This is a genomic window from Cytobacillus solani, from assembly GCF_006704205.1.
Classification (GTDB): domain Bacteria; phylum Bacillota; class Bacilli; order Bacillales; family Cytobacillaceae; genus Cytobacillus; species Cytobacillus solani.
Window position 1 is genome coordinate 4,763,440 of sequence record NZ_CP041305.1, and the last position, 15,180, is coordinate 4,778,619.

General features: G+C 31.8%; 18 protein-coding genes. 4 read left to right on the forward strand and 14 right to left on the reverse strand.

Features of this window, described 5'->3' with window-relative positions; genetic code table 11:
* Positions 1-27 precede the first annotated feature (27 nt).
* From FI644_RS23920 to FI644_RS23930, 3 genes are all read right to left on the reverse strand, one after another.
* Complete coding sequence (locus FI644_RS23920; protein ID WP_053475793.1) at positions 28-504, reverse strand: CcdC family protein; 477 nt, start codon at positions 502-504, stop codon at positions 28-30.
* A 135-nt stretch (positions 505-639) separates the two neighbouring features.
* On the reverse strand, positions 640-999 hold the full coding sequence (locus FI644_RS23925; protein ID WP_053475792.1) for a response regulator: 360 nt from the start codon (positions 997-999) through the stop codon (positions 640-642).
* 181 nt (positions 1,000-1,180) lie between these two features.
* Positions 1,181-1,888: a cytochrome c biogenesis CcdA family protein gene (locus tag FI644_RS23930; RefSeq protein ID WP_056684367.1), complete on the reverse strand. Its 708-nt coding sequence runs from the start codon at positions 1,886-1,888 to the stop codon at positions 1,181-1,183.
* A gap of 290 nt (positions 1,889-2,178) precedes the next feature.
* Here FI644_RS23930 and FI644_RS23935 point away from each other — a divergent pair, with 290 nt between their 5' ends.
* Entirely contained in the window at positions 2,179-2,349 is a 171-nt protein-coding gene (locus FI644_RS23935) for an aspartyl-phosphate phosphatase Spo0E family protein (RefSeq protein WP_053475790.1), read from the forward strand.
* Between the two features lie 69 nt (positions 2,350-2,418).
* Here FI644_RS23935 and FI644_RS23940 read toward each other — a convergent pair whose 3' ends face one another.
* The 5 genes from FI644_RS23940 to FI644_RS23955 all read right to left on the reverse strand — a co-directional run bounded on the left by FI644_RS23940 (position 2,419) and on the right by FI644_RS23955 (position 7,279).
* A complete protein-coding gene (locus tag FI644_RS23940; protein ID WP_056684364.1) occupies positions 2,419-4,212 on the reverse strand; it encodes an ABC transporter ATP-binding protein in 1,794 nt (597 codons plus the stop codon).
* A gap of 4 nt (positions 4,213-4,216) precedes the next feature.
* A complete protein-coding gene (locus tag FI644_RS23945; protein ID WP_142108890.1) occupies positions 4,217-5,965 on the reverse strand; it encodes an ABC transporter transmembrane domain-containing protein in 1,749 nt (582 codons plus the stop codon).
* A 409-nt stretch (positions 5,966-6,374) separates the two neighbouring features.
* Positions 6,375-6,527, reverse strand: coding sequence for a hypothetical protein (locus FI644_RS26570; protein WP_181758148.1), 153 nt, complete (start codon positions 6,525-6,527; stop codon positions 6,375-6,377).
* 69 nt (positions 6,528-6,596) lie between these two features.
* On the reverse strand, positions 6,597-6,911 hold the full coding sequence (locus FI644_RS23950) for a hypothetical protein (protein WP_053475787.1): 315 nt from the start codon (positions 6,909-6,911) through the stop codon (positions 6,597-6,599).
* A 176-nt stretch (positions 6,912-7,087) separates the two neighbouring features.
* On the reverse strand, positions 7,088-7,279 hold the full coding sequence (locus FI644_RS23955) for a helix-turn-helix domain-containing protein (RefSeq protein ID WP_053475786.1): 192 nt from the start codon (positions 7,277-7,279) through the stop codon (positions 7,088-7,090).
* 135 nt (positions 7,280-7,414) lie between these two features.
* Between FI644_RS23955 and FI644_RS23960 the strand changes: the two genes are divergently transcribed.
* Both FI644_RS23960 and FI644_RS23965 read left to right on the forward strand, forming a co-directional pair.
* Complete coding sequence (locus FI644_RS23960; protein WP_142108891.1) at positions 7,415-8,035, forward strand: hypothetical protein; 621 nt, start codon at positions 7,415-7,417, stop codon at positions 8,033-8,035.
* Positions 8,035-8,310 carry a hypothetical protein gene (locus FI644_RS23965; RefSeq protein WP_056684353.1) on the forward strand — a complete coding sequence of 92 codons (276 nt, stop codon included), beginning with the start codon at positions 8,035-8,037 and terminating at the stop codon, positions 8,308-8,310. The genes FI644_RS23960 and FI644_RS23965 overlap by 1 nt, the downstream gene beginning before the upstream one ends.
* 301 nt (positions 8,311-8,611) lie before the next feature.
* Here the strand turns inward: FI644_RS23965 and FI644_RS23970 are convergent, their stop codons facing one another.
* The 5 genes from FI644_RS23970 to FI644_RS23990 all read right to left on the reverse strand — a co-directional run bounded on the left by FI644_RS23970 (position 8,612) and on the right by FI644_RS23990 (position 13,546).
* Positions 8,612-9,586 (reverse strand): phage lytic cycle repressor MrpR family protein, encoded by a 975-nt coding sequence (locus tag FI644_RS23970; RefSeq protein ID WP_056684351.1) that lies wholly within the window; start codon positions 9,584-9,586, stop codon positions 8,612-8,614.
* Between the two features lie 11 nt (positions 9,587-9,597).
* Positions 9,598-10,935, reverse strand: coding sequence for a DNA sulfur modification protein DndB (locus FI644_RS23975; protein WP_142108892.1), 1,338 nt, complete (start codon positions 10,933-10,935; stop codon positions 9,598-9,600).
* An 85-nt stretch (positions 10,936-11,020) separates the two neighbouring features.
* Entirely contained in the window at positions 11,021-11,452 is a 432-nt protein-coding gene (locus tag FI644_RS23980; protein ID WP_246066979.1) for a site-specific integrase, read from the reverse strand.
* A gap of 156 nt (positions 11,453-11,608) precedes the next feature.
* Positions 11,609-12,895, reverse strand: a complete 1,287-nt coding sequence (locus FI644_RS23985) for a S1 family peptidase (protein WP_181758149.1) — start codon at positions 12,893-12,895, stop codon at positions 11,609-11,611.
* Positions 12,896-13,042: 147 nt separating this feature from the next.
* A complete protein-coding gene (locus FI644_RS23990) occupies positions 13,043-13,546 on the reverse strand; it encodes a hypothetical protein (RefSeq protein ID WP_053475779.1) in 504 nt (167 codons plus the stop codon).
* A 230-nt stretch (positions 13,547-13,776) separates the two neighbouring features.
* On the opposite strand from FI644_RS23990, the gene FI644_RS23995 reads away from it, so the two are divergent.
* On the forward strand, positions 13,777-14,481 hold the full coding sequence (locus tag FI644_RS23995; protein WP_053475778.1) for a DUF4163 domain-containing protein: 705 nt from the start codon (positions 13,777-13,779) through the stop codon (positions 14,479-14,481).
* A 55-nt stretch (positions 14,482-14,536) separates the two neighbouring features.
* On the opposite strand, the gene FI644_RS24000 is transcribed toward FI644_RS23995, so the two are convergent.
* Complete coding sequence (locus FI644_RS24000) at positions 14,537-15,094, reverse strand: HNH endonuclease (protein WP_181758150.1); 558 nt, start codon at positions 15,092-15,094, stop codon at positions 14,537-14,539.
* Positions 15,095-15,180: the final 86 nt, after the last annotated feature.

A 15,180-nucleotide genomic window follows, 5' to 3' on the forward strand; every position in this document is an offset into this window, starting at 1 on the left:
ACGACATAAATATCGTTGGCTTTCGTTTTATTTTATAGAACCATAAAGTTCCTGCTGAAGTTTTTTAAAGTTTATATACATCGCAATTCGCCATGGAACAATCATTCCAAATGCAAGGATCCAGAACATGCCGCTTAACTGACCATAGTCAATCGTCGAGCTTAATATTAATTTCCCAGCCATACGAACGACTAGTAAGCCAATTAAAATATATAGAAATGCTTTTGAGCGCTTTAAATATATATTCTTATCTCTAATTTCAAATTTAGATGTTTTTATTAATAAAATTGAAAACAGGAATCCTACAATTACTGCCTCCGCGATTTCTAATAGTGTTACACGAAAGTACGGAAAAACGAACATAAGCGCACCTGTGCTCATAAAGATTGGCGGCAAGATTATCTTTTTTGCAGTTGCTGGTTTTTTCGCTGCTTTCATTCGGATGAACATGGCGAAGACAGCCATGCAGATAGCTCCAATCGATGTAATAACAACATAGTTCATTATCTTTCATCCTTCATCCTTTATTTTCATCATACATTATATCCTATTTAAACTAAATGGGGAACTTCAACATAAAAAGCTAACTCAATCAGGTCATTTATAAGTTAGACTTATAAACCTTGAGTCAGCTTATCATTAACTTAATACTCTATTTACAGCATCCATTACTCTACCTTCATCAAAAGGCTTAACGATAAAGTCCTTTGCGCCTGCCTCAATCGCTTCTACAACCATTTTTTGTTGTCCCATTGCCGAACACATAATAACTTTCGCTTGCGGATATTCTCTCTTAATTTCTTTCACTGCCTCTAGTCCGCTCATTTCAGGCATCGTTATATCCATTGTAACTAAATCGGGATTTAGCTCACTATATAGACGAATTGCGTCTAATCCGGTCTCTCCTTCACCGACAATTTCATGATTAGCTTTTTTAAGAATATTCGATAAGGTAATTCTCATAAATTTTGCGTCATCAATAATCAGTATCCTTGCCATAGCTGTTTCCTCCTTGATCAATACAACGGAAGTCCTATCAATTATATCTGATTGACCCATAGAAAACTATTAAAAAGAAGTTAAAATTAAATAAATGATAAAAAAGAACACATATTTAAATATATCGAATATTTCGCATAAACACCATTCTTATCATACGACAAATTTCGTCAACTTTAAATCAAAAGCCCGTAAATCCACCAAAAATTGGTGTTAGAATCGCGATAATCTTAGTCATCCAGTCAAAAAATAACACAATCCCCATTACCATCATTATATATCCGCCAATCTTCATAATCGTCCCACTATACTTTCGAATCCATTTCATCTTGCCAATAAAGAAGGAAAGGATAAAGAATGGGATAGCAAAGCCAAGGATATATGCTACCATGTAAAACATCGCCGAATTTGGATTGGATGCTGCAAGTGAAATAACCGCTCCCAAAATCGGTCCTGTACAAGGGGTCCAGCCAGCTGCAAAAGCCATACCAATCAAAGATGAACCAATGAGTCCAGATGGTCGGTTTTTAAATTCAAACCTTCTTTCTTTCAGTAAAAATTCCGGTTTAATAAACCCAACGATAAGTAAGCCAAAGAAAAAGATAAAAATTGCTCCAATTTGACGAATTAAATCTTTATAATCTGCAAAAAAACTCCCCAAAAAGGAGGTTCCAAAACCTAGTGCAATAAAAATCAGAGAAAATCCTATCAAGAAAAATAACGTATGTAACATGCTACGCCTTTGAAGCATCCCATTTTCCTCTTTCAGCTCACCAACAGACATTCCAGTTATATAAGATAAGAAGGCTGGGTATAATGGTAAACAGCAAGGAGAAATAAAACTTAAAAAGCCAGCTGCTAATGCTAAAAATACATTTAAATCTGTCATCTTTAACCTCTCCTGTTTATACTAAGTCTCCACTCATTCTAACAAATATGGTTATGAAAAGATAATGTTTAGATTTGAACAATTTGTGTCTGTCAAAAATATAAGAGAAAATAAACTTGTAAAAAATTGTAGATATCGAAGAAGTTTCTTTTGAATTATTTCCCATAATTCGCTATACTATAGTAAATACTAACAATTTTTGTTAGAATCTTTCATGTTTTTACATGGTTTTTTCTGGAAACCTCAATGTAAGATCATTTATGTTAAAAAGACTTGAAAGGAAATTGGCTGTGTCAAAACAAGATTTAATTACATTAATTGAACAAAAGAGGCAGGAACTCATTCAAGTAGCTATGAAAAATGGATTTACCTCCTCACTAGCTATTAGAAATAGCCAAGAACTGGATAAATTATTAAATGAATATAATAATATTTTCAAAAAAAAAGTTTCTACACATTAGAAAAACCAGCAACGGTCATATAACCTTGCTGGTTTCTTTTTTACTTTCCCTTAAATACACTCTACCTTATCATCCAACTACATCCTCCACTCGATCTTCCAACCCATTTTGCAGCAGGTACATTTTATGGTATAACCCGCGCTTTGCCAAGAGTTCTTGGTGATTGCCTCTTTCTACAATTTCTCCTTGATGAAGGACAAGAATGAGTTCCGCATCCTGTATTGTTGATAGCCGGTGGGCGATCGCAATTGTTGTCCGTCCTTTTCTCATTTTAGCTAACGCTAATTGGATCGCTTCTTCTGTCTCTGTATCGATATTAGCAGTTGCCTCATCAAGAACAAGGATTTTCGGATTAGCCGCAATTGTCCGTGCAAATGCTAATAGCTGTCTTTGACCACTTGAAAAAGTGGACCCCCTTTCAACTACTTGATGATCATAGCCATCTACTAGTTTCTCGATAAATAAATGTGACTGAACGAACTGTGCTGCAGCTTCAATTTCTTTATCTGTCATATTTTGATTGTGAAGGCGAATATTATCCTTAATCGTACCAAAGAATATGAAGGGATCTTGTAAGACCAAACCCATCTTTATTCTTAATTCATCCTTGGCATACGATTTAATGGATTGCCCATCAATTAGAATCTCTCCTCTTTCAAATTCATAAAAGCGCATCATTAAATTAATAATAGAGCTTTTTCCGCTCCCTGTGTGACCAACAAGTGCGACGGTTTCCCCTGGTTTAGCAGTAAAAGAGATATTTTTCAGGACATCCCTTTTATGATCGTAAGAAAAGCTGACATTGCGAAATTCTATTTCCCCTGCTGAAATGCTTCTATTTTCATTTAGTTCCTGTGCTGGAGCAAGCTCCGTTTCATCCATTACCTTAAACACTCTAGATGCTGCTACAATTGCCTGCTGGTACATGGAAAGTCGCTGCATCATATTATTAACAGGCTCAAAGAATCGGTCCAAATAGCTAATAAAAGCGTATAATACACCAATTTCAATTGGACTATTAAACGATGTAATCCCAAAAAAACTTAAGATAAGGATAATGGCAAAAACATAGACTAAATCAATCGCCGGTCTTAATAATAAGCCATCAATTTTTATATTCCGCATTCCTGCCTGATAATGCTGATCATTAATATCAGCAAATTCCTTACGCAATCTTTTTTCTTGGCGAAACACTTGAATAATCGCCATCCCTTGCAAAGATTCACTTAGCTTCGCATTTAGCTGACTTAGCCTTTCCCTTAAATCCTGATAAAATATCGAACTATATTTTCGATAGGCTCTCATAATGAGTAATAGGAGCGGCAAGATCACTAAGCAAAAAAGGGCTAGTTTAACATTTAAGATAAACATCGCAATAAATATCCCAATAATTAAAAAAGCTCCTTGAATAAAAGTAACTAACACACTCACAAACATGTCTTTTATTGCTTCCGTATCATTCGTAACACGAGATACAATACTTCCAGCTGGTGTCTTATCAAAATATTTTAACCCAAGAGCCTGAACCTTCGAAAATACATCTACACGAAGCTGTTGGATTATTTTTAAAGCAATCTCCTGAAACTTGAGCAATTGAAAATAGGAAACAAGTACATTCAGAATCTGTATGCCAATAAATGCAGCCCCTAAAGCAAATATAGGTTCAAATACAAGATTACGAGGAGATAAATAATCATCAATAAAAATTTTGATTAATATCGGCCCCAATATGTCACCAACTGTTGTAACAAGGAGCAAAACAAATGCGAGTATAATTGTTTTCAAATGCGGCTTTGTATAGGAAAGAAGGCGAAAAAGAACTTGCCGCTGTTCTTTTCCCTTTATTACGGTCGTCTTTTCCATTTGATTATCCTCCATGCTCCACAAGTTCTTCTAGCTGCTGATGCAGGTACATATCTTTATACCATCCATTCTCCAGCATTAATTTCTCATGTGTACCTCTTTGAACTATTTCCCCCTCATCAAGTACAAGGATCAGATTTGCATGCTGGATTGCACTTAATCGATGTGCAGTAATAATAGTCGTTTTGCCTTCCCTATTCTGCTTTAATGAATTCAGAATCTCCTCTTCTGTTTTTGCATCGACTGCTGATAAGGAGTCATCCAATATTAATACTTCTGGGTTCATAATCAATGCCCTAGCAATAGATATTCTTTGCTTTTGTCCGCCAGATAGGGAAACGCCTCTTTCTCCTACTACCGTATCATAGCCATCACTAAATTGAAGAATATCCTCATGAATATTTGCTGTTCTTGCAGCTTCGTATATTTCATCAATCTCTGCATCTGGATTCGTAAAAGCTATATTTTCAGCAACGGATGAGGAAAATAAGAAATGGTCCTGTGGAACATACCCAATTGCTTCTCTTAGTTTCTCTAACCGATATTGGAATAGCGGATGACCAGCAAATTGAATTGTCCCATTATATCCTTCAAACTCACGAATAAGCAGTTTTAATAATGTTGTTTTACCTGAACCCGTCTTCCCCACAACGCCTAGCGTCTCTCCTCTTTTTAAGGTAAAGTAAATATCCCTTAGAAGAGGCACGTTTTCATCAGGGGAGGAAAACTCTGATACATTAAATTCAATATCTCCGCTTGGAACAATCTCCACTGAGTTTTCTTCATCGATAATGTCCGCTTTTTCTGCAAGAAGCGCTGTTACACGATCGTTCGATGCACGACCTCTCTCAACAATATTAAATAGCCATCCAAATGCAAGCATCGGCCAAATGAGAAGCCCTAGATAGGTTGTAAAGGAAACAAGCTGACCAATCGTTAATTCTTCGTTTAGCACATATTTTGCGCCAAATGCAATTGAGAGGAAATAAGAAATACCAACAATAAGGGAAATCGTTGGATCAAATAATGAATCGATTCTTGCCACTGATATATTCTTCTGAACCACGTCTTCCGATTGTTTGCGAAAATCTTCAATATCCTCCTTTTCTTGACCGAATGTCTTAATTACTTTAATACCCGTCACACTTTCCTGGGTTTTATCATTAAGAGAAGAGAATGCCTCTTGTGCTTTATGGAATTTCTTATGTAGCATTGTCCCATACCAGCTTGTTAGAATGGCCATAAGCGGCATAGGGATTAAGGCAATTAAGGTCAGCTTCCAGCTTATTGTTGTGGCCATAGCGATGATTACGAAACCACCAGTTGCTAATGAATCTACTAAAGTTAAGACACCAGAACCAGCTGTTTGCTGAATTGCCTGTAAGTCATTAGTTGCATGCGCCATCAAATCGCCTACACGCTTTTTTTGATAGAAGGATTGGGACATATTTGTAAAATGCTGATAAAGCTTATTTCTTAATTGCCTTGACAATTTTACTGCAGAGCCAAAAATCATTATTCGCCAATAATAACGTAGGACGTACATGATTGCAGCCGCAGCGATTAATACCCCAATCCAGATAAGCATAATCTTAGCTGTTAAAGTATCATTCTTAATATGGTCAACAAAAACTCCAATCACTTTTGGTGGAATTAACTGTAGAAATGCCACAAATAACAGGATGATAATTCCCGTCAAATACGCTTTCTTCTCCTGTTTAAAAAACCACATTAAATCTAAAAACACCTTCATACTCATGTCCTCCATGATAGTCGATAGAATCCGATATTCAATAATCCAAAACTTCATACGTATGAACTGGTTGATAAATTAATATCAAATATTTTCCAAGCAGCAAATTAGGTAACTTAAATAGTTTATCAAATATTAAAAAAATAAGGAAGATTTTTAGTTTAATAAAAAAAGAAAAAGCACCCATACATGAGTGCTTGTCCACCATTATTTTGTTTGTTTATTCATGGCGTTCATCATTTGATTTTCTTTTGTGAAAGCTTTTGACCCATTTGCATCAAAGCGTTGATATATCAAGGTTTAAACCTCTATTCCGTCCACTTTTTCTGATAAGGAAAATATACCATTTTTCAGACAAATTGTCTATCAAAAGTTGATAGATTCTTATATTAGTGGTACATCTTTCTTCCTATTTATATATCGTTCTCTTCAATTTAAAATCATCAATTTCTGGTTTATTTTGCATCACATCTTCCATATACATTTCCCGAATCATTTTAAATTGTATTGGTATGAAACTAGCTGGTAACCATTTAATTTTACCTCGATCACGAATAGTCATGAAAATCACTCCTCATAACACATTGCAGAACGAACATTCCTATTTTTTGCATATAAAAAGAGGAGATGATTAAATACCCCCATCAAGTAATTTATTAATATTATTTTCAATAGAATTACCATTAAATAAACTAGATAGTCTTTCTAATTTTGCCTTAACCTCGATTCTCCAAGTTTCCAATAGGTGATATCTCTTACTTATGTCATCATATCGCTCTAATAATTCTTTATCTATGAATTCTCTTCCTTTATTTGATACGATTGTTTCTTCTTCACTCTTTAAATCTACTAAATATGCTACTAATTGATCCGAACCAAAACCTTTTTTAATTAATTGAAATGCCTTATCTATTTTATGATTTCTTTCTTCTAACAATCTGTCCATTGATCTCCCTAGTTCACGTGCAATAAATATGTGAACATAATCTATTAAAGATAATTTAAATCTTTTGTGTAACTGATATATTTTCCTAGGATCAATTATTATTTTATTTTCATTCGGATAGTAAATACCATCCTAGTGCCGACCTTAGTCATTTTAGAAACAACAAGGTAATTTACTCATTGGTCACCATCAAGCCAATTAAAAAATGATTTCTTTGAAATTTTGTACAGCCTACCAACTTTAACTACATGAAATGGTGGGTTCTCCATAAGTTCATAAGTTTGTCTTCTACCAATACCTAATATTCGCTGAATGTGAGAAGGAGTTAGTGCTTCTGGTAAATTATCTCTGATTATTTCTGTAATCATTTAGTTTCCCCCTATTCCTATTTTCCTTTCTATAGAATATTCAATAATGGTAGAGTTATTCATAAAAGCTATTATTTTTTAAAGTTTGATAAAGCAGAATGAGAATGAAAGTTTAATTTTATGGAGTGATAAGGGATGTTCAAAGTAACTTATCAAAAATGTAATGGAGATGGATATATTTCTAACTATGTAAATTTCCAAGAAGGTCGCTGTTTTTCATGTGATAGTAGGGGATATTTTATATTTGATGTATATCAATATGATAAGTATCTTACAAAACATCCTAACGCAAGTCGTCAAGAAATTAGCATAGAATCCCTAATGAACGAGGATGATTATATTAGTTTAGATGAGAAGATAAATAAAATTATTGGTACTTTTACTAAAGAAGACATCAACAACAAAAAGAAAGTTAAAATTGAGTTGGATTATTATGAATTAATTAAGGTTCAAAGTGCATTTAAAAATACTGCACTTACTCATTTATTGGAGGGAAGAAGCAGAATAAATAATAACTTTTATAAGGAGAGTGCTAAATTGGATAAAACCAAACAAACTATTAGAAATTATTTAATAGAAAAGGGTAAAGGTAAATCAGTTAATCAAATTAATGCACATACTAAGATAAGTAAGGAACACATTATTAAAGCAGTTTTAGAAATGAAAACTGAGGGAATGGTGGTCACAACTCCAAGCCCAAGCGGTAAGAAAATTAATGATGTCTCACTAACTGAAAAAGGATTAAGGGGATATTAATGAATAATGTATATTATGATTTTTGGTATTTAAAGTCAGAAGAAATTGATTTAGAGGGTAATGATACATGCATGACCAGTTATGAGATTGCTATAGGCGTCTTTGCCGACAAGGATCATTTTAAGCAACTTGATGATATTAGAATAACTGGGTTGAAGAAGGATGAGATGTTATCTTTTTGCATTAATCAACCTGATAAGCTATTCCCTAAATTAGAGGAAGAAGGCTTATTTAATATAGTTGAGGATATAAAAAAATTGGTCTTTACAGAGTAATGGGAGATCAAGTAATTAAGTTAGATTAAAATATTTGTTTATAAAAAATGTGAAGTTGAAAAAGAGAAAGACGATTGGTTTGATGTTATTGACGAGAATAATTTATAAATTAGTAAACCCTTCATAATTGGAGGGTTTTTCCTTTTGTCTAGATTTGTCGAATGCATTGAAGCCTTATCGAAAATGAATAAATGGAAATAATTACTTTATAAATTCCATCCCCCATAACGTTTTAATGATCTATAATTTATTTTAGTAATTATGTATAGCCTTAACCCCAATATTAGGGCTAGGTTAAAGATTATTTATACAGTTTATTTATGTTCTCTTCATTAATAAATCCGCTCATATATGCCCTATTATAACTTTCATAGCCATTATTGTTTATTTTAGACAAATTAAAGTGTTCCCCTATTTTATCAAAGTCCTCTTTAATTAATTCATTTCTACCTTGCATTAATTGACTAGCCATGTACAACATTCCGGATCTCCATATACTTTTTGGAGTTAAGTCTAACCAACCAATGTACTCTTTTATTATATTTATTCTAGATATTATACTACTCTGACCTATTCTATGTCCTTCTTTTGCTGCACCACGCTTTAGACTCTTTACTATAAATTCACTATTAACTAAGTGTGAATTCGGACTCCTTCCTTCAGCCATACCATTCTTATTCATATATTCTTCTTCAAAATTTGCTTTATGAAGCAATTCTATAACATTTTCATCCAACTTGATATATCTTTCACCTTTAACATCATCATATAACCTAGTTGTGCCATCTTCTTGAATATCAGTTAATTTTAAGTTTCTTATTTCCGAGCTTTCTGTTCCATATACACCATTAAATAATAACACAGGAATGATCTTATCTTGATAATTAACTAATTGACTCACCATTTCATCTAATTCTGTTTTAGAAATAAATTGTTTTAAACTTGTATCTACAAATTGAGCATACCAAGATTCATCAATATTTTGTAAAGGATTAAGGTTATCTCTTCTCAAGTTTACATCTGGAGAAATAGCCCATGAAATATATTGAGAGATAAAACTTCCTCTTGTCTTTGCTACATTGAGGCTTTTAGGGTTTGAGTTAGCAATAACGCTTCCTATTTGATCCAAACTAAAGTCATACAAATCTTTCCCTAAAGGCAACTCATTTAAATATGCGTAAAAGAATATATACTTAATAACTTTTCTTGTTTCTTTTGAATCATATTTTTCTTTTAAGAATCTCCATTTAATATCTTCATTGTACATCTTGTTCATACCTTAAACACCTACTCTTCAATATTTAACTCACTGAAATATTTTGCAATAATTTTTCTTACTTTACTAGTATCTTCAATATTTCCTTTATCATTTAAAATCCCTAGCTCTTTCCAAAATGAATTATCTTTTGAAAAGTCTATACTCTTAATTATTTCTGTTAATTTTTCAACAGGGATTTGATTAACCATCATTTTATTTGCTAAAACTACATAACCAACAAATAAATTGTTATGATTGATTAAGCTTTTATTTCTATATTCAATTGTATTAAAAATAAATTCTTCTGGAAATGCTCCAATAAGTTCATCAAAAAACTCTATGAGAAAATCCCCAACTTTTTTTGCATCTCTTTTTGAAATAATATTCATATAACTGTCTATGCTATCAGCCAAAACATTATAGCTTACAAGTTGATTTGCTGTAGTTTTGAGCTGTGTATTTTGGGAAATTCTATCTTTTAAATCACTCTCTTGCATTAATCTTGTAACTATTCCATCACTATATCTCGCATTCTTCAATTGAGTTTGTCTGTTTTTAGAAATAGGAGTGGCTTGTGCAAGCTGATATTGATACTGTTGAGCCATAGATTTACTGTAATTTGTAATTATTAATACAAAATTAAAATCTAAATCTGGTCGTTGACGAAGTGCCTTTTGTAATCCTTTGTGTCGGTGAAAACCATCTACAATGGCAACCTTAGTATTTTCAGTAATAGTTAAGGTATTAGTTTTGTTGTCAAATACTAACTCTTCACCTGAATCAGACGAACCTAACGCAGCGTTCCAAACTAAAGTCGTTGGAACAAGAGTTCCGTTTATCATATGCTCAGCAATTTCGTCTACATTCTTCTTAATCACTGTAGGTTCATAACGTATCCCTTTTTTATCTGTAATAACAGTCATTTCTCTTTGCAATTCTGGATCGTAGTGTAACAATTGATTATTTAACATCATATCAATCATTTTGATATCAATTGGAATAGAGTGTGCTCCATTACCAACAATAGTAGCATTTTCAAACGTTATTGGAAAATCAAAGTGTGGTCTTTTTATTGAAGCATCATATATTCTAGACTCTCTAATTTCTACATCAGTGAAATAAGATTTAGGGTTAATAATCAAATCGCCAGTCTTTAAATACACTTGTTCAGTGAATAAATACAGTTCTCTAATATCTAATTCTTGAAGTTTTTCCTTTGGGCTATTTATCCATTCTTGTATATCTCCAGCTAAAATATCATGCTTTTGAGCTAACTCTAATTTAATATCATTAACAATATTACGTTTTCTTTTAATTTCTTGGATATTACTAGATAAATTTTCAATTAATTCTGCTTTATCTTTCAAGTCGATAAACCTCCGATAATTTATTTTATTATCTATAAATAATTTAGACTATAGTCAATAAAGTGTAAATATATTTATATTATTTTCACCCAATGATTTCATTTAATTTAATATTTAATAAAAGCCTCTGATCTTTATTTAAACTTTCATTTCCTCTAAGCAACTCTTCATGTGAAGTATTGTTTAAATTACTATGCCCTGCTGCCTTTTTAGCCTGCATAATGTCATTACTTAAACGAAATTGAAAAGTTACCCCACACTTACGAATTGAATGAAAAACCACGTTTCTTTTATCCTCAAATTGCATTTGTGATTTTAGATAATTCATCATGTCTTGAATTGAAGTTTCACTTATATTAAAGACTTTACCATCTTTAGATTCAGATTTAATTTGTAGTAACTCATCATAAAACTCTTTAGAAATTCTTAAATTTCTTTCCTCATTTCCCTTATCTATAGCTTTAATTTCAATATACTCTTCATGTTCTATAAAATCACTCCATGTTAAATTTAACAAAGCACTCTTTCTCAGGCATGTATCATAGTGCATAATTCGAAAAATCAATCTTTTATTTAATTTAAAGTATTAATTTATTTAATTAATAATATTGTTTTTAAAGAGCTTGTCTAAACAAGCTCTCCATTTACTAATACTACATAAATCAATATTTTACTAATTTACTATTTTATAATTCGTATCTGAGGTGTAGAGTGTAATTGAGTATAATGCTTGAATATCTCTATATTGTGTAACGTAGCCACCAACAATGCTACCATTTGATTCTTTTAGTCCTGAAACTATACCACTTAGATATAGATCATTTCCTGTTTGGAAGAATGCAGCTCCACCACTGTCACCTTTTTTAACGTAATCTGTTCCTTTAATTTCTGAAACATTAAATGTTGGATATCCAGTATATTTAACAGTTGTGTTTGCATTTACAACCGTTCCACAAGTAGTGTTAGTGGTCTTTCCTGTTTTACATATTTGTACACCATCATACATTGTTGTCCAGTTCTTAAAAGATCCATCGAAAACATCAGTAGATGACCAACGCTTGATTTTATTAGTAGCATATCTACCACCTGTTAGATAAGTTCCAGTGACTCTCACTAGTCCAACATCTAGTGAACTTCCACTACCAATAGCATGTTGACGACCAACGTTAGTATTATATTGTCTAATTAAGTCTCCGCCTGTTGAAGAAGTTGAACCAGCAAAGCAGTGTGCAGCTGTCAGAATAAAGTAGTTACCATTTTTACTTGCCATACCTGCAGTTGAACAAGTACCGCCATTGATATTTTTAATACCTAATCCAGCACCTAATTGATTCCAATCTTCTTCTCTACCTTTTGCCACTTCTGATGTTGTATCAGTAAGTTTTTCTTCAAAGACATTACCATATGAGTTTTTCAATTCATTTACTAGTTCTTTATCTAAGCTGTTATGCTCTAATATAACTTTTTGGTTAGGAAAAGATGCAGCGATATTAAAAGAAAGTTCATTGTATTCTTCTGGTGTATAAGCACTCTTAATATCAGTTAATACTTTTTCTTTGATATTATCCAATTCCCATGTAGAGTATTCAACTGTACTGTCTGTAATAATACTATCATTTACTAATTCAGTAATACTTTGAACAGCTTTTGAGTTTGTGTCAGATTTAAGTTTTGCAGAAGATTGAGAGAATCCTAGATGTACAAAGCCATCCTCATCAAAATAAAGACCGCCAATTTTCTCGAAATTTTCCAGAGATCCATAAACTTTTTCAATTTCATTAGTTATCTCTAAAACATAATCCGATGCATCCACTTCAGTAGATACATTTTTCGAGTCTTTCTCTTGATTCAAAGCATTTGAGTTGTTTTTACTATTATTCTCACTATCAGCAAAAACATTCAGTCCACTCAACCCTAAAATCAAAGTACTTACGAGTGACAAAACCCATACTTTCTTCAAATCGTTACCTCCTAATATAGTATTTTCACAAGGTAACAATAACATGATAATCCAAAATTTTACAGTATATTCTATTATTTTAACATAAATGTAATATTTTGTATTTTTTATTAATGTTTGATATACATCTTATTGCTTGCTATATGATTATTTTCCTTTTATAGGTAGCACAATCTCTTGTTTACCTTGTACAAGTGCAACCTCCGCTATATTATTTGAAAAGGTTTTATCTATAGCTATTACAAAGCTACGCGGACTTTCATCTGCTGTACAGTTTGCTTCCATATCTGAAAAAACTATTGTCATTTTTGATTTTTCTGAAGTAGTTAATTCTTTAATAGAATAGGGACAACTACTTGATTCATATAGCCCTAAAAAAATTACATCCTTTTTTTCCAGATCAATTTCCATCAAGTCTTTTTTAATTTGAAACGTATCCCACATTTCTTGGTAGTCTTCATTATTCTTAACTCTCATAACTAGAAACTTGCTATTGGACTTTTTATCAATAGTAGACATTTGATCGAATGAGGTAGGTAGAGTTTTATCTGTAGCCATTAAACTTGAATTAATATCTAACCCCTCCTTACTTTCACAGCCAGAAACAAACAATAATAATGATAAAAGAACGATAAACATTATTTTATTCACCAATTCCTCCTCCTTACAGATATTTGATGTGTAAAGTTTTGGTTTACTGTTTAATTCGATCTGTTTTTAATAAGTCCTTTAATTTCAAATGTTTTCCAGAAACTTTCTATAATCTTATTTATTGCCATTAAAAAATATAATCAAATGGATATCTTATTAAAACGTTTTATTTATTTTGAAATTTTTAGAGTTATAATAAAAGTGTAAATAATTACAGGGGAGGAATATAAATGCAATATCGTCAATTGTTAAAAATAACAATGACTTTTGTGGTTACCCTCACACTTTTCCTAATACCATCTTATAATCACAAAACAAATGCAACAACACCTGTACCAAAATTTACAAGACACGCATATGAAGGAAATAGTTTATTATTGTATCCTCAAGTTTCCGGTATTAATATAAAAGCAGCCAGTAAAATTAATTCCACATTAAAGGGAGCAGCTGAAAAATCATATGATAATTACATCAAATTAAAGAAATCTGAAAAGGACATTCCAAGAAAAAAACTTTGTAAAAAAACTAATAATAAATGTAGATATTCGTATAACTCTCATTATGAAGTTAAATATAATTCAAATGGAAAACTTAGTATCATTTATTATGACTACGCATATACTGGTGGATCAAAAGGTAAAGGTTCTGCAACAATGTACAATTTTGATCTCATGACAGGCAAACATTATAAAATACATGATATTCTTAAAACTTCTTGTAATTATAAAAAAGTTCAAAAGTATGCATTTGACTATTTGAGTAAGCATGAACCGTTTTCCAAATCTGTTTCTAAATTAGGTGACGTTACAGTTAATAAAAACACTCAATTCTCGTTTGCTAAAGACGGAATTTACTTGGTGTATCAAGAAAATGAATTTCAATCATACACTGATGGATATCCATTTATTAAAATACCGAAATCAGTTTATAAATAACTGATATTAAGTGCGATTAAAATTTTATTGTACCTTCTCCATTAAAATCAGATTTTTATGCTAATTTATTCAATCTTGCTTTCGTTCCTTTTAGTTCAATCGCTCTTTTATTATATGCCCTTGCTGCTTCTATTTCTGAATCAAACTTTCCAAGTACTTCTCGATTATAGTTGTGACATATTTGAGAAAGCCATTTATTTTCATGCCTACTAAAACTGACTCCCAAATAATCAGATGTCATATTATTTCCTGCCTTATATTTTTCCCATTCATTTTTAGACATATATACTGCATCATTTAATTTACAAAACTCATCATGTAATTCTTTAGCGTAATAATTATATGCATTAGCTGCTGCTATTTCTTTTGTAAAACAACCTATATGATATCTTGTAGAGTCTGACTTTATTTGCACTTTCCACATATTCATTTTCTTATTCCACCAAACACCTTTATATTCTGACCTAGGTTGCTTGTCTAATTGTTTTCTATTGGGTTTTCGATTCTTTGCATTATCAGCATGACTGCAAATTCTTAAATTTGATTTTTGGTTATTTAATTTATTTCCATCAATGTGATCAATATTTATTGATCTCCCTGTTTTGTCTGGCAACTTTAATAGCTTATGTACTAAATTCACCTCTTATAAAATATTCTTTTTATGTGATATTTTTTATTAATTGAAAAGCACTTATAAAA